Source organism: Streptomyces sp. NBC_01506 (assembly GCF_045040295.1).
GTDB lineage: Bacteria > Actinomycetota > Actinomycetes > Streptomycetales > Streptomycetaceae > Streptomyces.
In genome coordinates this window covers 5,111,667-5,128,109 of the sequence record NZ_CP109422.1, presented here as the reverse complement: position 1 = coordinate 5,128,109, position 16,443 = coordinate 5,111,667, and the positions used below count along the sequence as shown (strand labels likewise).

Sequence of the window (16,443 nt, the reverse complement as noted above, 5' to 3'; positions counted from 1 at the left end):
GCCGTAAGCCGTCAGCCGCTAGCCGCCAGTCGTCAGCCGTTGTGCCGGATCAGTGAGTCCACCAGCCCCGCCCGTGTCTCCGGGAAGTCCAGCGGCACGATGCCGAGCCCGCGCCAGTTGGCCCCCTCCGATCCGTCGAGCAGCGTGTGCACCTGCGGGTTCAGCCGGTCGGAGTTCCAGCGCGGCGGCAGCAGCGCGGCCGTGCTGACGTAGTTGATGAACTGCTTGCCCGGCTGCTGCGCCGCCTTGCGGAAATGGTCAGCGATCTTGGGGTACTTGGCGCCCGGCTCGGCCATGTAGTCGTCCTGGATGTCGAACAGCCCGCCGTCCCCGTACCGCACACCCGGCAGCCCGCCGTTGTCCGCGAGCAGCACGACTTTGCCGCGCGCCTGGCCGAGCGTGGGCAGAGTGCTGTCGAGCCGGAAGAGGGAGCGCCAGCCCTTCCCGTCCAGATACGTGTCGAAGATCCGCCGGAACTCGGCGTCGCTCTCGGTCGAGTACTCCTGCTTCAGACGCATCAGGACGGTCTCGGAGGGGTGCGCCTGGAGGAAGTCGCGGCACGCGGTCAGGACGTCGTCGAAGTTGAGGTTCTGGTAATAGGCGGCGTGGTGGATCGGGAAGGCGTTGTCGAACGCCCGGCACCGTACGTCGAGGAAGCGCACCCCGCTGTTCAACTGATCGGCGATGGTGGTCCCTTGGCAGGCGACGTACAGACCGCCGCTGCGCGCACCGGAGTTGTGCGTGCCGGGGAGTGTCAGACGCTGTACGGGGGTGGAGTCGCCGATCCCGGCGAGCCAGTCGGAGGGGGCGAGCGCGCGCCGTTCCGTGGCGGGGGTGGCCGCCGCCGGGCGCGTACCGACGAGCGCGGTGGCGGAGAGCGCGAGGGCACCGGCGAGGATTCCGCGTCGGCCAAGTCCAGTACTGGTGGGGGGAGTTGTAGCTCCGTCTGTGACCATGGGGCCGATTATGGCGTGCACACATCATCCACGGACAGGGCCCGATCCGGCGGCACCGGCGCGCGGGCCGCTCCCGTCGTGGTAGCCGAGTTCGAGGTAGCGGGTACGGGTGCTCCAGGCGCCGAGGTCGGGCGTGTTCACCAGGACGTCACGCCAGGGCGCCCCGCCGGAATCCGCCGGCGTACCGGAAGGGTTCCCCTCGTCGTGCGCGGGCGGCGGATCGCCGGGGCGCCCGGCCCAGAGCCGTACTCCCGACCGCGCGTCGAACTCGCCGACCGGCTCCCAGAAACCCACCGAGAACATACCGGCGAGCTGGTGCACGGCGACGAAGCTCGCCACGCCTTCCTCGCGGTCCGTGGGGTCCAGGCGCTCGCTGAGGGCCTGCCGCAGGATGTACGCGTCCGGCAGCCGCACCTCGGGGCGGAAGCGGTACACGAGCCGTTCCAGTCTGATCGAGCCGATGCGCGGCACCCGCACCCGGTCACGCGGGACGACCTCGCGCCCGCCGCCGGTCCACATGAGTGTCTCGTTGCGGCCCAGATAGCCGGGCTCGGCGAAGACCGTGACGTAAAGGCGCTCCCGGGGACGGGGCCGACGATTGCGCAGCAGGCCGGCGCCGGCGACGGCGCCGCCGACGGAGGCCACACCCGCCAGGAGAATTCTGGTCTTGCGTTTCATCGGGACGCGACACCTCGTTTCTGACCGCACGGGTGTCTCATTCTGCGCCACCGACGGCACGTTGATCTACGGCCGGAGATCTACCGTCGGACCCGCTGGGACGCCAACCCCGCTACTCGGCGCGCAGTTCGTGACGGGCCGGCGGGAGGGACATCACCCGACCCGCATGCGGAAGGCCCCTGGAATCATGGCTGGTTCCAGGGGCCTGCGGGTGGCATGTGCCGTCCAGGTGGACTCGCTCCTGAGTCATCCGGACGGGGCACCTACCGCTCCGCGTCCTTGCCGGCTACCTACCGGCGTGGAAAGGGTCCTGGCCATCGGGCCTGTGAGAGCGGCGTCCCTTGGTGACGGGAGTCGTGCTCGCGTCCGGGGCGATCACCGGGGCGTTGTTGGTCTCCGGGGTCGCGTCTTCGCCCGAAGTGGTTTCGGTCTCGGTGGTCGGTTCGTCTGACATGCCGCACTCCGTATGGTCGTCGTCCGTCTTCGCGCCGGCCGGTGGGGAACCGACCGACGTAGGACACGTCGAAGACTCCCGAGATGAGTCGGCCGGCGACACGCCCGTACCAACGATCAGGCGCGCGGAGGGAAACGGATGGACATCCGACGGCACACGAAGACAAGGAACGACCTGGTCGCGGTGGTGGCGGGGGGAGTTGTGGCTCGGTCCGCGACCATTGAGGCAGCGCCTAAATGGTCTTGCTGAGGCGCAGATCCAGGTCGAGGAGTTCGTTGTTGGTGCGGTAGACGTCCGGCCTGAACCGCATCACCGCCTCGCGCAGCAGGACCGGATCGGCGCGGTAGTCCTTGAGCCTGCCCAGCGAGCGGTACCCGAGGCGCGCGATGCTGTCTCCTCTCAGGCCCGGTTGGACGAGAGTGCAATCCGGCTGCAATCTCACCAAGATGACGTTCTCGAACCTGTCGACGGTGTCGTTCGTGGTGGCGGCGTTGACCTCGTGGAGCAGCCCCATGTACTGGACGTCCGCCCAGGGAATACGCATGTCCAGGGTCGGCGCCGCCGGATTGCCGCGTACCGAGACTCCGTCGCTGTCCACGGTCAGCGTCCCCCCGGCCTTCTCACGCAGAGCGAAGCCGAGCGCGCACGACGGCAGGAAGAACGCGGGCCACTTCGCCGCCGACAGGCCGTACGCCGCCCAGAGAACACAGGTCGTCACCACGAGGACGGCGGTGACCGCCGACCCGATGAGAAGAGCCGAGCGCCGCTCCTCGCGCGTCTCGTGCGGCCGGGTGAACACGATCTCGCCCTCGGTACGCGGCGCTCCCGAGGGGTCCTCCCGCCCCGCCGCCGAGGAGGGTCGGCGGGTCGGCACGATGGTCGGCGTCGCCGGGGCAGCGACAGGGGCAGCAGGGGGCGCCTCGACAAGCGCCAGATCGCCGGCCGCGTTCACCGCACGCCGTTGCGGCCTGGGCAGGGAGCGGCCGTTGAGGTCGTCGTCCACGAAGTGGTAGATCTCGTCCAGCGTCAGGACACGCGGTCCTTCGAGAGCGCGCAGCATCGCACCCGTGAAAGCGGTGTGCGGGTCACCGGGCGGCGCGAAGGAGAGTTCGGTCTGTGTGGTGGACGTGAGGGTGTACGTACCCGAACGCTCCAACTGGTCGGCCACGATCCCCGTCCTGGTCGCCATGGCCGCCACCGCCCGTCCCGAGTAGCAGCAGTCCAGGACGAGCACGCGCGCCCGCGCCCTGGCCCGCCCCACCAGGCGCAGCACCTGTTCCACGGGGACGGCGCTGAACGCGACGGTCTCGGGGTCGGGATCGGTGTCCGCCAGCGCCAGATGCAGGCGGCCCCCGTCATCGAGCAGTCCGTGGCCCGAGTAGTAGACGAGCAGCAGGTCGGTGGCCTCACGCGCCGCCGACGCGAGTGCCGTGCCCACGGAGACCGGCGTCACCGGATTACGGGCGCCACGACCGCCCAGTACGCGGCAGTTCTTCGGCGGCAACAGGGCGCGCGGCGAGTCGGCGAGCACGGTCCGCAGCGAAGCCAGGTTGCCGTGAACGGCGGGGATCGCGGGCAGCTCGTCGGAGGCGTAGTTGGCCGCCCCGATCAGCACGACGCGCGACAAGTCGCCCTTGGGATACCAGACTTCAGTCATCCGAGGCTGCCGGACGCCGCGCCATGTCGGCCACCTGCCGCAGCAGAGCCTCCGGGTCCCGGGCGCCCCGCACATCGACCTCCAGGCTCCGCCCGTTCTCCGTCGTGACGGTGACCTTGACGTCCGAGCGCCGCCCCCGGACGAGCCACGTCGCGACCGAACGCGCGAGGATGCCCGCGACGCCACCGGAGCCGACCGCGACGGTGATCACGTCCAGTGCGGCGCCCATGGTCCCCGGCACCGGCGGCGCACCGCGCAGAGCCACGACACCGCGCAACCCGTCCACGTCTTGCAACCACGCGTACAGGGACGCGAGTTGGCCGTTCCCGACGGCGCCGCCCGGCGCGTCGTCGGGCGCGTCGACCGTCAGCCGTAACGCCGCGGTCCGCGAATCGAGGTCACTCATGGCGGCATCGTGCCAGGCGCGTAACGGCGACCGGGACGAAACCCGAAACTTCCACCCTTCCCCGGGACCCGCCGAGCGATCGCGGCACGCGGCGCGCGGCACACGGCGGACCCCGGGGCGCTGCTGTCAGCGCGAGTTACCGGGTGGGGCTACTTGCCGCCCCCGCCGCCCCCGCCGCTCGGGGCGGGATCGCGCGGCGCCTCGGGGGGCATGGGGCCTCCGTCGTGCTTGCCGCCGTCGGCCTCCGCCGTGACCATCGGGGCGCCGGCCGGCATGTCTCGCGGGTGACGGAACGGAACGCCCCGCCAGTCCTCGGCGTCCGGCGACCGCGTCTCGTATGTCTCGACGGTCTGTGCGCTCATACGCCGACCTCCTCTTTCGCGAAGGGCCGCGCCGCCGTAGCGTCGACGGCGTGACCGGTGAACCGCGCGGGCGTGAGCCCCGCGGATTGGTCATCCGCCCCGACCACTTGACCTGTCCAGGGTTCTTCACCGGTCGGGGCGGACGTCTTATGGGCGGCGGCGTCGGCTCCGTCAGTTCCGCAGCGACGCTCGGGGCAGAAGAGACGTGTGGTGCACGTCGAAGACCAGATACGGCCGTACGGTCCACTCCACCCACCGCCCCTCACTGCTGAGCGAGAACCCGCACGGCTCCCCCCGGTGCAGCGCCGCGACGGCCCCGACCGACCCGCCGTGCCCCGTCCAACTCAGCGCCCGCTCCCGCTCGATGGGCGCCAGCATGTCCATGAGCGCGCGCACATCGAGGCGAATCGCGTGGATGGCCTCGGCCGGAGTGGGCATCGAGCAGCGCGAGATGTCGGCACCGCTGTCGGGGTCGAACGACTCGTACACCACCCGCTCACACCAGAACGCGGCGAGCGGCGGCCCAGGTTGACGCGGTTGCGACGGTTGCCACGGTTGACGCATGCCGGGACCTCCTGGGTACGGCGGCGGTAGCCGCCCCCTGCTCGTGGCCGGCGTGACGAGCGGCGAGCAGGGGGCAGCCCTTCGAATCGCCCCCAACTGGCGCAGAAGCAGGGGCCGATGAGCCGAACGCTAGCGTTTGAGACGGACCCGTATCAAGAGTGTTACGTCTAACGAGTGATACTGGAAATATTAACGGGCGGTCCCACCCGCTTCGGTGGATACCGCCCGTCATGAACGCGCCTCGCGCCAGGCGAGGTCGTGGAACTCGCCCCGCGCTATGCGCGGTTCGCCAGGAACTCGGCGAACGTACGCGGCGCACGCCCCGTCAGATCCCCCACCGCCGTCGTCACTTCGGACATCGAGCCGGCCGAAATGTCCGCATAGAGCCACAGAAGGTCATCCACGAACCAGCCGGGCAGCCCTTGCGCCCGTAGCCCCTCGGCCGCCTCCTGGGGCGTCTGGTCGTGAAAGGGAATGGCGAGCTTCGCCGCGATCTCCTCGTGCGTCAGCGCCTCGGGGCCGGTGAGCGCGTAGGTCTCGCCGCCGCCGAGCGGGCCCGTCAGCAGCGCGGCGGCGCAGGCGGCGACGTCGTAGGCGTCGAGGTACGCCACCCGCCCCGCGCCGTAAGGACCTGCCAGGGCGTCGCCGTGGGTGAACCCGCCCTCCCCCGTGAAGAAGTTCTGCATATAGCCGGTGGGTTGCAGTGACGACCATCGCAGCCCGGACGCCTCGAGATGCCGCTCGATCTCCCAGTGACCGCGTACGGACAGCTTCGCGTCCGGAGCGGGCCGCCACGCCGACACCTTCACCACCGACGAGACTCCGGCGGTCCGTGCCGCGTCGATGGCACCGGTCTGCTGTCGGACCATGGGCTGCTGTCCGGCCACCGGGAGAGCGCCGCCGCTGTTGAGCAGAAGACGGTCGACACCCTTCAAGGCTGACGCCAGCGAGGCCGGATTGCCGAAGTCCCCGACGACGAACTCGCAGCCCAACTCCTCACCCTTGCCCGCGTCCCGCACCAGCGCGCGAAAGGGTACGTCGGCCTCCGCCAGTGCTCTTACCAGGTACCGGCCTATGGTGCCGGTCGCTCCCGTCACAAGAATCATCCGGCAACACTAACGGAGGCTGCATCCGGTTAGTGGGTTCACTCAGGCGAGGGCGGCGACCAGCAGGGCGAAGGCGGCGATGATGACGGCGACGCGGACGTAGTGGAAGCGGTCCCAGCGGTTCATCTGCTCTTTCCAGTCGGCGGGCCGGTTGTCGGGGGTCCACGTCTTGCCCCGGTTGTTGATCGGGACGAGCAGCAGGATCGACATGATCACGCTGACGATCAGAAGCACGCCGGCGGTGACGACGAGACCGGCGCCGGGGTCGTGCCATCCGGCGATGGCCCAGACCGCGACGAGCACGAGCGAGCCGATGTACCAGACCGGCATCACGGCGCCGAGCATCCGGCCCCCGTGGGCGCGGCCGAGTTGGCCACTGTCTTCGGGCAGTGCGTTGAAGATCCGGTTCATGACGAAGGCGACGGAGAACTCCACCCCCACCATCACGCCGACGATCACGGTGGTGAACACCTCAAGTGTGCTGAGCATGATGACCCCTCCTGGGATCTAGTGCCGCTAGCCGATGAGGCAACGCTAGTACTACTGCCGCTCGATTGTCTAGCGGTGCTAGAATCGAGTCATGTCGGTACAGGAACGCAAGGAACGCGAACGGGCGGACCGCGAACGCCTCATCGTGGCGACGGCCCGCGAACTCGCCGAGCAGCAGGGCTGGGACGCGGTCACCACCCGCCGCCTCGCCGAGCGCATCGAATACAGCCAGCCCGTCCTCTACAGCCACTTCCGCGGCAAACGCGAGATCATCGGCGCCGTCGCCCTCCAGGGCGCCACCGAGATGGCCACGGCGCTGCGGACCGCGACCTCCGCCGCGGCCGGCCCCCGCGCCAAGGTCACCGCTCTCGCCCGCGCCTACCTCGACTTCGCCGCACGCAACCCGGCGGTCTACGACGCCATCTTCCAGCTCGACGGCGGCCTCGCGTACGCACAGGAGGACACCCCGGAACCCTTGAAGGACGCCTTCGCCGCCCTGCTGGAAAGCCTCGGCGAGGTCGCCGGCGACGGCGTCCACCCGGGACTGTTCACCGAGGTGTTCTGGGCGTCCCTGCACGGAGTGGCCACCCTGACCCGTACGGGACGGCTGCCGCCGGAGGAGACCGAGCGGAGAGTGAAGCTGCTGGTGGACCGGCTCGCCGTGCTCTGACACACCGTCCGGCTGAAAACCACCAACGGGCGGCCCCCACCTGCGCCGGTGGGAACCGCCCGTTCGTCGTGAACGCGCCGCGCGTCAGGCGAAGTTGTCGAACTCGCCCTCCTTGGCACCTTCAAGGAAGGCGCGGAGCTTGACCCGGGTGGTGCGGATGACCACGCCAGGGTGGTCACTCTCACGCATCAGGATCTCGCCGTCGTGCTCCGCCAACTCCAGGCAGGAGTCAGCCTCGTCGTCTGCGGACTTCGAGGACTTACGCCACTGAATTTCCATCGTTCTCACGCCTTCATAGTTGCTGTGCGATTGCGCGGATGAAGTCCCGCGAACTGTCCGGGTCGAGCGAGCACTCCTCGGTGCGGTCAAGCACCGCCCGCCAGTTCGCAAGCGGTGTCTCCGCATCCAGGAACGCCGATCCGCTCGGGGTATCCGTCTGGACAGTGTCGAGTTGCGGTACCACGCCGTACACGTACTGCGTCGAACTACCGGCGTTCGGAAAACCGCCCGCCGCGAACGGGATCGCGCGGATCGTGACGTTGTCGCGCTCGGACTCCTTCAACAGGTAGTCGAGCTGGCTGCGACCAACATCGACGCCGCCGTACGTCATTCGCAGCGCCGCCTCGTGAATGAGGAACGTGCATTCCGGTGGGTTGTCGCGGTCGAGCACATCCCGGCGCTTCAACCGGTGCGAGAGCCGCCGCCGCAGGCGCGCGGGACTGATCGCCGGCACAGCTCCTTCGTAGACCGCGCGCACATAGTCCTCGGTCTGAAGCACACCGGGCACATGCATGATCTGGACAGACCGAATACCGGCGGCATGGTGCTCCAACTCCGCCAAGTCCAAGGCCATGTTGACCAACTCGTTGCGGTACTCCTCCCACCAGCCTTGACCGCGCTCAGCCGCCATGTCGGCGAGTGCGTCGACGTACTCCGCATCCGGACATTGGTAGCTGTTGGCCCAGGTACGTACTCGCTCACCGCTCACACCGAACCGCCCCGATTCGGTGTTGCTGATGGTGGTGCGGTCGGTGCCGAGTATGTCGGCGGCCTCGGCGATCGTCTGACCGGCATGCTCCCGCATCCTGCGCAGCTCGGTACCCAGTCGGCGCTGACGCGCCGTAGGCGCTTTCCTCGGTGGCATCGACCTCTCCATCTTGTCGGGTCCCAGTGTGTCCCGCTCCGCAACGGTAGTTCAACAGTAACTTCAATGCGCCATCGGTGTACCACTAATGAGACATTGCGCTACGGTACCCACATCACGCGGCAACCGAACGCAACCGATCGCGGAGAGAAGGCGCCATGACCGCCACCCCAACTCCCGTACCGCCCCCGCCCCCTCACGGCGGTGAGACCTACCGACTCGCCGTGCCCAACACGGCCACCGCGCCGAAGATCGCGCGGGATTTCCTCGACACCCTGCTCCACGTCAGCCGGCACGACGCCCTCGCCGACGACGCCCGTCTCTGCGTAACGGAGTTGGTGACGAACGCACACCGGCATACACAAACTCACCGGATCGGGGTGACAGTCGCCGTCAACCGGAAGCGGATCACCGTGTACGTGAGTGACGACGCGCCCTGGGCCCTGCCCGTACCGAACACCACCCTCACGGCGTACGAACTCGGCTGCGGGCAGGGCGTGTTCCTGCTGGACCGGGTCGCCGAGACGTGGGGGTCGACCATCTACGGAGGGCTCTCCCCCAGCCACAAGGCCGTCTGGTTCACCCTGGCCGGGAACGACTCACCGACATGACCCACCTCGCCGCCCTCCATCCGCCGCCGTGGGACTTCCTGATCCCGGCCATCTGCCTTGGGATACTCGCCGGTTCGGTCGTCTTCACGTCCACCCCACGCAGGCCCAAGGCTCCCGACCCAGGTCCGGACCCGGCTCCGGAGCCGCCGAGCGATTCCGCAGAGCCCCCTTTGTGAGTTTTGCCCTGGGCAACCGAGTTCCGGGACTATGCATCGCATGGCCCCCACCAAGCAGTTCGACCCCGCGTCCGGCACCCGCGATTTCCTCGCCGCCGAGTTCGAGACGCGCGAGCGCGCCTTCGCGACCATCCGGGCGGCGTTCGGCCGTTTCGGCTTCCAGCCGCTCCAGACACCCGCGTTCGAACGTCTTGACGTGCTCACCGGCAAGTACGGCGACGAGGGCGACAAGCTCATCTTCAAGATCCTGCGGCGCGGCGAGCACGAGGCGAGCGGGGAGGCGGATCTCGCGCTGCGTTACGACCTCACGGTCCCGCTGGCCCGCGCCTCGGCGGCGTACGGGAGCCAACTCCCGTCGCCGTACAAGCGATACGCCATCGCTCCGGTGTGGCGGGCCGACCGGCCCGGCAAGGGGCGCTTCCGGGAGTTCGTGCAGTGCGACCTGGACATCGTCGGCTCGTCGTCGCCGCTGGCCGATGCCGAGGTTGTCGTGGCTCTGTATGACGCTCTCACGGCGCTCGGGGTCCCGGAGTTCCGGTTCCTCCTGAACTCCCGGCACGCGCTGTTCGGCCTGCTGGATGCCTACGAGGTGCCGGACGATCTCGGTTCGGGGGTGCTCATCACCCTCGACAAGCTCGACAAGCTCTCTCCGGAGGCGGTCGTGGCCGAGTTGGTGTCGGGCCGTGGTCTCCCGCCCGCGACGGCGGAAGGGTTGGTGGACGACCTCACCGCGACGAATTCTGTCGAGCGCGTCACGGCGCGGCTGAAATCCAGTGGGACCGGCCAGATCGGTCTCGCGGAAGTGGACCGGCTGCTGGAACTCACCGAGGACGCGATCCCCGCCGAACGCATCGCCTTCACGCCGAATCTCGTACGCGGACTCGACTACTACACCGGCATCATCTTCGAGGTCGTCGCCCCGGGGACACCCGGATCGATCGCCTCCGGTGGGCGCTACGACCGCCTCATCGGCGACCTCGGGGGCAAGGACTCACCGGCGTGCGGCGGCTCGTTGGGCATCGAACGCATCCTGCCCCTGCTGACGCAGCCGGACGAAGCGCAGTACTCACAGATCGATGTGGCGGTCACGGTGATGGGTGAGGAGCAGTCGGCCGACTGCTTCCAGTTGGCGGAGCGGATCCGCCGTACCGGACTCCGTACGGGTATCTACCTCGGGTCGAGCGGAAAGTTTGCCAGACAGATGAAGTGGGCGGGCGATCAAGGGGCTCGATTCTGTGTGATCTACGGGGCGAGCGAGCGCGAGGCGGGGACGGTGACCCTGCGGGACATGGACAGCGGCGAGCAGACCGAAATCCCCTTCGAGCTGGCTGCCGCGGAGCTTTCGCGGCGGTGCGCGCCGGCCGTCTGACGCGGTTAATCAAGTTTGACTAGTCGGAAAGGCTGACATACACTCCGGGCGAGCGGTCTAGTCAAACTTGACCAATGATACGTGCACGGGAGACAGCGCATGGCCCTTCTGCCAGACACCGGTTACACCCCCAGCCCCGACGAACTCGCCTCCGTGGACGCGTGGTTCGCCGCGTACGACGCGCACAGCGCCAAGCGCGAGATCGAGCGGATGGCGGACCTCGCGGTCTTTCCGCTCAATCTCGTCAGCGACAACTCCGAGGGCGACGGGGCGTCGGCCCAGTGGGACCGGGAGCAGTTCGTCGCGACGATGACGCAGGTGATGGGCGGGGACGACGGGGACCTGACGTTCGACTCCGTCCGTACGCCCGTCTTCCTCAGCTCCGCGATGGTCGTCGTCTTCACCGACTCGACCATGACGACGGCCGGGGGCGAGACCCAACAGCTCCGCTACGCCGACGTGTTGATCAAGCGGGGCGGAGCGTGGGCGTTCCAGACGATGATCCAGGGCGGCTGGGGCGACAACCTCCGCTGAGGAGCGTGGGGGGCGCCCGGCTCAGGAGTGGCAGTACACGTCGAGGACGACGGTCTCCGGGTCGAGGCCGTCGAGGTAGTGGTTGGTCTGTTCCCAATGGTCGTCGTCCGAACTCGCGTCCGTCCACGAGCCGTCGAGCCTGACCAGCCCGTAGCGCGGCACGGCGGACTGGGCCGCCCACAGCCGGGCTTCCCCGTGTTCCTGCGCGAAGTAGGCGATCGGGTCGTTGACGAGGAACGACATGCCGAAGTGCGGGTCTCCCGCGACGGCCCGTTGGGCCACGTCCTGTACCAGGGGCTGGGCCAGATGGTCCTCCTTGGCGTCAGCCAGGGAGTACGTGTCGGGCTCGGCCTCGTGGCGGGCGAGGAAGTCGGTGAACGGGCGGGCCGGCGGGTGTATCGCGGTCAGTTCGGTCCAGGCGGCGAGCAGGGCGTCATGGTCGCGGACCGCTCGTCGGCGCATGGCGTCGAAGTCGAGCAGGCCCCGGGGACCGCCGTAGCATTCCAGCGGTCCGAGGGGGTCCAGCTCGGCCTTTCTGCGTGGCACGGTCTTGGCCGTCACGAGTCTTCGGTCGCCGTCGTGCGGAGGCGATACGAGGTAGGTGTTGCCCGCGCCGGAATGGATGATCCACCGGTCCCACTCGCCGACGAGGTTCCCCTCGTCGCCGAGGTTCATGTCGTAGGGCGCCATGGCGGCGGCTACCGCCCGTGGCACCTTTCGGGGAGCGGTCGGCGGCAGGCACACAGTGGCGAAGAACTTGGTCATGCCGGGAGCGTAAGCCGCGATCCGTCGAGGTGACCGTCGAGGTGACCTCGACGGATCGCGCTACGCCGCGGCGGTGAGCGCCGCGGCGGTGTCGGCGGTCGCCAGGTCCGCGTTGATGTGCGCTCCTGCCAGGGCACCGGCCACCGCCGAGGGTCCGACCTGGGCGGTCGGGTCGGTGGCGTTCCCGGCCACCCACACACCGCGAACGGACGTGGTGCCCGCCGTGCCGGTCACGAAGCGGCTGCCCATGCCGCCGGGCAGCTCCTCCATCGGCAGGCCCAGTCCCGCGAGTCCGTCGGCGCGGGCCCACGTCGCGGTCGCGACCACGAGGACCCGGCGGGCGACGAACTGCCCGTCCGTCAGCCGTACGCCCGCGATACCGCCATCCTCAGTGGGCTCGACCGCCGCCACCGGGGTGTCCACGACGCGGATGCCGCGCGCCGCGAAGCGCGCGCGGGTGTCGTCGTCCAGGTCCGTGCCGCGTGTGAAGTAGACCAGGTCCTCGGTCAACTGCCGGAACAGCAGCGCCTGGTGGACGGAGGGCGGGCCCCCGGCCAGGATGCCGATGGCCGTGTCCCGTACCTCCCAGCCGTGGCAGTACGGGCAGTGCACCACCCCGTGCCCCCAGTGCCGGGCCAGCCCGGCGACGTCGGGCAGTACGTCACGTACCCCGGTGGCGACCAGCAGTCGGCGGGCCCGTAGGACGCTGCCGTCCGCCAGGGTCACGGCGAAGCGCGGATCGCCTTCGGCGGCGGGGTCGATCGGTACGGCGTCGGTCACCGCGCCCGACACGATCCGGCCGCCGTAACCGCGTACCTCCTCCCGCCCCAGGCGCAGCAGTTCCGCCGGCGCGATGCCCTCCCGGCCGAGCAGGCCGTGCACGCCTTCGGCGGGCGCGTTGCGGGGCGTGCCGCTGTCGATCACGACGACCGAGCGGCGGGAGCGGGTGAGCATCAGCGCGCCGTTCAGTCCTGCGGCGCCCCCGCCGATCACCACGGCGTCGACGGTCTCGTACTCGGTGTCGGTGTTCGTGTCGGTGTCAGTGTTCGTGTCGGTCGTCTCAGACATGGGCGTGGCCCTTCCTTGCGGCGCGTGGGTTGCGTTGAGCGGATCCTTACGCGTTAAAAACGTAGGCGCAGATTGCGGATAGGACATAGAATATTGCCTATGACGCAAGACGATAGTGAGTTGGACAGCCTGGTACGCAAGCGGATCCGCGCGTTGCGGATGGCGCAGGGCTGGTCCCTGGACGAGTTGGCCACCCGGGCCCGGCTCAGTCCCTCCACGCTCAGCCGGATCGAGACCGGCCGGCGCCGCCTCGCCCTGGACCAGCTCGTCACCCTCGCCCGCGCGCTGGACACCTCGCTCGACCAGCTCGTGGAGACGGCGGCGGACGACGTCATCTCCAGCCCGACCATCGACGCCGCCCATCAGCAGATGCGCTGGCCCGTCCGGGCGGCCCCGGACCTGACGGTCGTACGCCAGCGGATGACGGACCCGCCGCCCGACAGCCCTTCCGGCATGCGTGCCCATCCCGGCCACGAATGGCTCGTCGTCCTCTCCGGCACCGCGATCCTGCTGCTGGGCAACCGCCGCCTTCGGGTGGAGACCAATCAGGCGGCGGAGTTCCCCACGATGCTTCCGCACGCGATCGGTGCGGAGGGCGGGCCGTGCGAGGTGCTGGGCATCTTCGACCGTGACGCCCGCCGGGGGCACCAGAACGGCGAGGGCGCGGGGTGAGGGCTTGCCACACCGAGCGCACCGCATGGGCTGCCCGGCGCGCCCGAACAGGAAGGTTCATCTGATGACGATGGGGACAGCGGCTCTGCTCGGCCGATTGCTGCCCGATGACGACCCGGCCGAACTCGACGTCCGCCAGGGGCAGTTCCACCAGGTGGTGCTCGGCGCGGACCGTGTCGTGTGCTTTCCCCGCACCGAGGCGGCGGCCCGCCGGCTGCCCGCGCGGGCGGCGGTGCTGCGCGTGCTCGCGGGGCTGGGTCTCGGCTTCCGTACGCCTGAGCCTCTGCTGGCGAGCGGGGACACTGCCGACGATGTGCCCTTCCTCGTGCTCAGCCGGGTTCCGGGCGCGCCGCTGACCGACGACGCGCTCCGGGATTCCGCCGTGGCCGAGGCCGTGGCAGGGCAGTACGCGACGCTGCTGGCCGGGCTGTCGGAGGCGGGCGCCGACCGTACGGTACGAGCCGCGCTGCCGCACGCGCGGGAGGACGGGTGGCGGCGGTTCGCGGCGGGTGTACGGGAGGAGCTGTACGTGCTGATGTCCGACAGCGGGCGCCGCCGGGCGGAGCGGGAGCTGACCGCGCTCGTCGGTCTGCCGCATCTCACGGGAGCGGTGGTGCACGGCGACCTCGGACCGGAGAACGTGCTGTGGGAGGCCGGGGGGACCGCGGGTACCGGGGGTACCGGAGGGACCGGGGGCGGGCTGCCCCGGCTCGGTGGCGTGGTCGACTGGGACGAGGCCGCGCTCGGCGACCCGGCCGAAGACCTCGCGGCCATCGGCGCCGGCCACGGTGAGGAGTTCCTGGCGCGGGTGCTCCGGCTGGGAGCCTGGTCGGACGACGCACTGCACGACCGGATCGCCACGATCCGCGCCTCCTTCGCCCTCCAACAGGCCCTCGCCGCACACCGGGACGGCGACGAGGAGGAACGCGCGGACGGGCTGGCCTCGTACGCGGCCGTTGTCGGACCCGGGAGACAGCGTCAGCGATGAGTGACGCGTACTCACCCATCCCCGAGCTGAATCTCCGGCGGCTTCGAGCTGTACGCTCGAACCTTCCCTCTAGTTCCTTACTTTCCCCATTTTCCTTCTCTGGGGTCAGGTCAGGGTAGTTTGAGGTAGCATTCATACACATGGAGAGTGGAGACCGCGAGCGCGAGCTGTACTCGGTCGGCGAGGTCGCCGAGATGCTGGGGCTGCATGTGCGTACGGTGCGGAACTACGTGCGCGACGGGCGGCTCAAAGCCGTGCGGATCGGTAAGCAGTACCGCATCAGCCGGGCGGACTTCGAGGCGCTGACCGGCGCCGATTCCCCGGCCCCGGAGGCCGGGGAATCGGCGGCGGCCGACGTGCCACGCGGGCGGCACGTGGAGGTGTCGAGCATCGTGCAGATCGACTCGCTCGGGCCCGACGCCGCGAGCCGGCTGAGCACCTTCGTCACCGCGACCGCGCAGTCCGCACGGGGCCCGGCGCACTCCCTGCGTATCCAGACCGTCTACGACGAGGAGCGGGCCCGTATGAAGATCGTGATCCTCGGCGACACCGCCGAGACCGCCGATCTGCTGCATCTGCTCGGCAGCGTGCTCGGACCGGGCAACGACCTGCTGCCCACCGAAGGCTGGGAGTCGGACGGTGCCTGATCTTCTCGTGGAGCACCACGGCGTACAGGTGCTGGTCTGCGACGCGGACGGCGCCCCGATCGCCACCGAGCAGGACGCGCTCGACCACCTCGTCGGCGCGGCCTTCCAGGGCGCCGAACTGGTCGCGGTCCCGGCCGGGCGGTTCGAGGACAGCTTCTACGACCTGAGCAGCGGGGTCGCCGGCGCGATCCTCCAGAAGCTCGCCAACTACCGGCTGCGGCTGGCGGTTGTCGGCGACATCTCGCACCATCTGCGGGCCAGCGTGGCGCTGCCCGATCTCGTACGGGAGGCGAACCGGGGCCGGGACGTCTGGTTCGTGACCGACCTGGACGAACTCACGACGAGACTCGCCGCGCACCGCCCGTAACCCGTACCGGTCGTCCGGCCCCGTCGGACGGCTTCACCCCGGTCCGGCCGCGTCCAGGGCCGGGGCGATCACGGCGAACGCCCGGTCTGTCAGGGCCGCCGGGTCCTGCGTACCGTCGCTCGTGCTCCACCGTCGCAGCACCACGTCGAACGCCGTGATCGCCGTCCCGGCGGCCAGTCGCGGGTAGAGATCCGCCTCCGCGTCGAGCCCCAGACGGCGCGCCAGCTCCACCGACAGGTCGTCGCGCCACTGCGCCTGTCGTTCGAGGAAGCGGGCGCGCAGGGCGGGCGTGCTGAGGATCAGCCGCACCACACGCAGCACCCGTTCGGCGTGGTCCGGGTGCCCCGGGCGGCCCGAGCGGTCGTTCGCGCAGGCGGCCATGGCGACCCAGACCGCGTGCCGCAGCGCGACGGACGGCGGCTCGTCGGCGGGGCGGGACGCCAGCTCCGCGTGGATGCCGGCGCCCATGTCGGCCAGGAACTGGACGACCACGTCCTCCTTCGACGCGAAGTACCGGAAGAACGTCCGCTTGGACACTCCGGCGGCCGTCACGATCTCGTCGACGGTGACGGCGTCGAACCCCTTCAGCGCCAGCAACTGAAGCGCCGCTTCGGTCAGTTCGTTCGAGACGAGTTGGCGTTTGCGCTCGGCCAGGCTGCTTTCGGGTCGGTTCTCGGGTCCAGGTCGCGTACTCACCCGGCAAGCATAGCGCGCCATGCCATACATGGCACTCAGTAGCACCTTGACACTCAATGCCATG

At 69.6% G+C, this 16,443-nt stretch carries 21 protein-coding genes; 8 read left to right on the top strand and 13 right to left on the bottom strand.

Features of this window, described 5'->3' with window-relative positions; genetic code table 11:
- Positions 1–32 precede the first annotated feature (32 nt).
- The 8 genes from OG329_RS22540 to OG329_RS22505 all read right to left on the bottom strand — a co-directional run bounded on the left by OG329_RS22540 (position 33) and on the right by OG329_RS22505 (position 6,672).
- Positions 33–956: a phosphatidylinositol-specific phospholipase C gene (locus OG329_RS22540; protein WP_405797577.1), complete on the bottom strand. Its 924-nt coding sequence runs from the start codon at positions 954–956 to the stop codon at positions 33–35.
- A 24-nt stretch (positions 957–980) separates the two neighbouring features.
- Positions 981–1,634, bottom strand: coding sequence for a hypothetical protein (locus tag OG329_RS22535; protein WP_405797575.1), 654 nt, complete (start codon positions 1,632–1,634; stop codon positions 981–983).
- 686 nt (positions 1,635–2,320) lie between these two features.
- Positions 2,321–3,745 (bottom strand): caspase domain-containing protein, encoded by a 1,425-nt coding sequence (locus tag OG329_RS22530; RefSeq protein ID WP_405797573.1) that lies wholly within the window; start codon positions 3,743–3,745, stop codon positions 2,321–2,323.
- Positions 3,738–4,151, bottom strand: a complete 414-nt coding sequence (locus OG329_RS22525; protein WP_405797572.1) for a hypothetical protein — start codon at positions 4,149–4,151, stop codon at positions 3,738–3,740. The genes OG329_RS22530 and OG329_RS22525 overlap by 8 nt, the downstream gene beginning before the upstream one ends.
- Before the next feature lie 149 nt (positions 4,152–4,300).
- Positions 4,301–4,513, bottom strand: coding sequence for a hypothetical protein (locus OG329_RS22520; RefSeq protein ID WP_405797570.1), 213 nt, complete (start codon positions 4,511–4,513; stop codon positions 4,301–4,303).
- Between the two features lie 171 nt (positions 4,514–4,684).
- On the bottom strand, positions 4,685–5,077 hold the full coding sequence (locus tag OG329_RS22515; protein ID WP_405797569.1) for a hypothetical protein: 393 nt from the start codon (positions 5,075–5,077) through the stop codon (positions 4,685–4,687).
- A 275-nt stretch (positions 5,078–5,352) separates the two neighbouring features.
- Positions 5,353–6,183 carry an NmrA family NAD(P)-binding protein gene (locus tag OG329_RS22510; protein ID WP_405797567.1) on the bottom strand — a complete coding sequence of 277 codons (831 nt, stop codon included), beginning with the start codon at positions 6,181–6,183 and terminating at the stop codon, positions 5,353–5,355.
- 42 nt (positions 6,184–6,225) lie between these two features.
- Entirely contained in the window at positions 6,226–6,672 is a 447-nt protein-coding gene (locus tag OG329_RS22505) for an anthrone oxygenase family protein (RefSeq protein ID WP_405797565.1), read from the bottom strand.
- A gap of 91 nt (positions 6,673–6,763) precedes the next feature.
- On the opposite strand from OG329_RS22505, the gene OG329_RS22500 reads away from it, so the two are divergent.
- A complete protein-coding gene (locus OG329_RS22500) occupies positions 6,764–7,342 on the top strand; it encodes a TetR/AcrR family transcriptional regulator (protein WP_405797564.1) in 579 nt (192 codons plus the stop codon).
- Positions 7,343–7,426: 84 nt separating this feature from the next.
- Here the strand turns inward: OG329_RS22500 and OG329_RS22495 are convergent, their stop codons facing one another.
- Positions 7,427–7,621: a DUF397 domain-containing protein gene (locus tag OG329_RS22495; RefSeq protein ID WP_405797562.1), complete on the bottom strand. Its 195-nt coding sequence runs from the start codon at positions 7,619–7,621 to the stop codon at positions 7,427–7,429.
- Positions 7,622–7,634: 13 nt separating this feature from the next.
- Positions 7,635–8,486, bottom strand: a complete 852-nt coding sequence (locus OG329_RS22490; protein WP_405797560.1) for a helix-turn-helix domain-containing protein — start codon at positions 8,484–8,486, stop codon at positions 7,635–7,637.
- Positions 8,487–8,644: 158 nt separating this feature from the next.
- Here OG329_RS22490 and OG329_RS22485 point away from each other — a divergent pair, with 158 nt between their 5' ends.
- The 3 genes from OG329_RS22485 to OG329_RS22475 all read left to right on the top strand — a co-directional run bounded on the left by OG329_RS22485 (position 8,645) and on the right by OG329_RS22475 (position 11,176).
- On the top strand, positions 8,645–9,097 hold the full coding sequence (locus OG329_RS22485) for an ATP-binding protein (protein WP_405797558.1): 453 nt from the start codon (positions 8,645–8,647) through the stop codon (positions 9,095–9,097).
- 216 nt (positions 9,098–9,313) lie between these two features.
- Complete coding sequence (gene hisS / locus OG329_RS22480) at positions 9,314–10,642, top strand: histidine--tRNA ligase (protein ID WP_405797557.1); 1,329 nt, start codon at positions 9,314–9,316, stop codon at positions 10,640–10,642.
- Between the two features lie 99 nt (positions 10,643–10,741).
- A complete protein-coding gene (locus OG329_RS22475) occupies positions 10,742–11,176 on the top strand; it encodes a nuclear transport factor 2 family protein (protein ID WP_405797555.1) in 435 nt (144 codons plus the stop codon).
- Positions 11,177–11,197: 21 nt separating this feature from the next.
- On the opposite strand, the gene OG329_RS22470 is transcribed toward OG329_RS22475, so the two are convergent.
- Entirely contained in the window at positions 11,198–11,941 is a 744-nt protein-coding gene (locus tag OG329_RS22470; protein ID WP_405797554.1) for a hypothetical protein, read from the bottom strand.
- A 60-nt stretch (positions 11,942–12,001) separates the two neighbouring features.
- Positions 12,002–13,009, bottom strand: a complete 1,008-nt coding sequence (locus OG329_RS22465; protein WP_405797552.1) for an NAD(P)/FAD-dependent oxidoreductase — start codon at positions 13,007–13,009, stop codon at positions 12,002–12,004.
- Between the two features lie 99 nt (positions 13,010–13,108).
- Here OG329_RS22465 and OG329_RS22460 point away from each other — a divergent pair, with 99 nt between their 5' ends.
- The 4 genes from OG329_RS22460 (at position 13,109) to OG329_RS22445 (ending at position 15,683) form a co-directional block, all read left to right on the top strand.
- Positions 13,109–13,681: a helix-turn-helix domain-containing protein gene (locus tag OG329_RS22460; protein WP_405797551.1), complete on the top strand. Its 573-nt coding sequence runs from the start codon at positions 13,109–13,111 to the stop codon at positions 13,679–13,681.
- Between the two features lie 64 nt (positions 13,682–13,745).
- Positions 13,746–14,669, top strand: coding sequence for a phosphotransferase family protein (locus OG329_RS22455; protein ID WP_405797549.1), 924 nt, complete (start codon positions 13,746–13,748; stop codon positions 14,667–14,669).
- Between the two features lie 140 nt (positions 14,670–14,809).
- The gene (locus OG329_RS22450; RefSeq protein WP_405797547.1) at positions 14,810–15,316 is read left to right on the top strand and encodes a helix-turn-helix domain-containing protein; all 507 of its coding nucleotides are present in this window, start codon (positions 14,810–14,812) and stop codon (positions 15,314–15,316) included.
- Positions 15,309–15,683 carry a DUF4180 domain-containing protein gene (locus OG329_RS22445; RefSeq protein ID WP_405797546.1) on the top strand — a complete coding sequence of 125 codons (375 nt, stop codon included), beginning with the start codon at positions 15,309–15,311 and terminating at the stop codon, positions 15,681–15,683. The genes OG329_RS22450 and OG329_RS22445 overlap by 8 nt, the downstream gene beginning before the upstream one ends.
- 33 nt (positions 15,684–15,716) lie before the next feature.
- Here OG329_RS22445 and OG329_RS22440 read toward each other — a convergent pair whose 3' ends face one another.
- Positions 15,717–16,400 carry a TetR family transcriptional regulator gene (locus tag OG329_RS22440; RefSeq protein ID WP_405797544.1) on the bottom strand — a complete coding sequence of 228 codons (684 nt, stop codon included), beginning with the start codon at positions 16,398–16,400 and terminating at the stop codon, positions 15,717–15,719.
- Positions 16,401–16,443 lie beyond the last annotated feature (43 nt).

Coding starts and splice junctions, on each gene's coding strand:
- OG329_RS22540 (WP_405797577.1), bottom strand. CDS start 956: ATGGTCACAGACGGAGCTACAACTCCCCCCACCAGTACTGGACTTGGC.
- OG329_RS22535 (WP_405797575.1), bottom strand. CDS start 1,634: ATGAAACGCAAGACCAGAATTCTCCTGGCGGGTGTGGCCTCCGTCGGC.
- OG329_RS22530 (WP_405797573.1), bottom strand. CDS start 3,745: ATGACTGAAGTCTGGTATCCCAAGGGCGACTTGTCGCGCGTCGTGCTG.
- OG329_RS22525 (WP_405797572.1), bottom strand. CDS start 4,151: ATGAGTGACCTCGATTCGCGGACCGCGGCGTTACGGCTGACGGTCGAC.
- OG329_RS22520 (WP_405797570.1), bottom strand. CDS start 4,513: ATGAGCGCACAGACCGTCGAGACATACGAGACGCGGTCGCCGGACGCC.
- OG329_RS22515 (WP_405797569.1), bottom strand. CDS start 5,077: ATGCGTCAACCGTGGCAACCGTCGCAACCGCGTCAACCTGGGCCGCCG.
- OG329_RS22510 (WP_405797567.1), bottom strand. CDS start 6,183: ATGATTCTTGTGACGGGAGCGACCGGCACCATAGGCCGGTACCTGGTA.
- OG329_RS22505 (WP_405797565.1), bottom strand. CDS start 6,672: ATGCTCAGCACACTTGAGGTGTTCACCACCGTGATCGTCGGCGTGATG.
- OG329_RS22500 (WP_405797564.1), top strand. CDS start 6,764: ATGTCGGTACAGGAACGCAAGGAACGCGAACGGGCGGACCGCGAACGC.
- OG329_RS22495 (WP_405797562.1), bottom strand. CDS start 7,621: ATGGAAATTCAGTGGCGTAAGTCCTCGAAGTCCGCAGACGACGAGGCT.
- OG329_RS22490 (WP_405797560.1), bottom strand. CDS start 8,486: ATGCCACCGAGGAAAGCGCCTACGGCGCGTCAGCGCCGACTGGGTACC.
- OG329_RS22485 (WP_405797558.1), top strand. CDS start 8,645: ATGACCGCCACCCCAACTCCCGTACCGCCCCCGCCCCCTCACGGCGGT.
- hisS (WP_405797557.1), top strand. CDS start 9,314: ATGGCCCCCACCAAGCAGTTCGACCCCGCGTCCGGCACCCGCGATTTC.
- OG329_RS22475 (WP_405797555.1), top strand. CDS start 10,742: ATGGCCCTTCTGCCAGACACCGGTTACACCCCCAGCCCCGACGAACTC.
- OG329_RS22470 (WP_405797554.1), bottom strand. CDS start 11,941: ATGACCAAGTTCTTCGCCACTGTGTGCCTGCCGCCGACCGCTCCCCGA.
- OG329_RS22465 (WP_405797552.1), bottom strand. CDS start 13,009: ATGTCTGAGACGACCGACACGAACACTGACACCGACACGAACACCGAC.
- OG329_RS22460 (WP_405797551.1), top strand. CDS start 13,109: ATGACGCAAGACGATAGTGAGTTGGACAGCCTGGTACGCAAGCGGATC.
- OG329_RS22455 (WP_405797549.1), top strand. CDS start 13,746: ATGACGATGGGGACAGCGGCTCTGCTCGGCCGATTGCTGCCCGATGAC.
- OG329_RS22450 (WP_405797547.1), top strand. CDS start 14,810: ATGGAGAGTGGAGACCGCGAGCGCGAGCTGTACTCGGTCGGCGAGGTC.
- OG329_RS22440 (WP_405797544.1), bottom strand. CDS start 16,400: ATGGCGCGCTATGCTTGCCGGGTGAGTACGCGACCTGGACCCGAGAAC.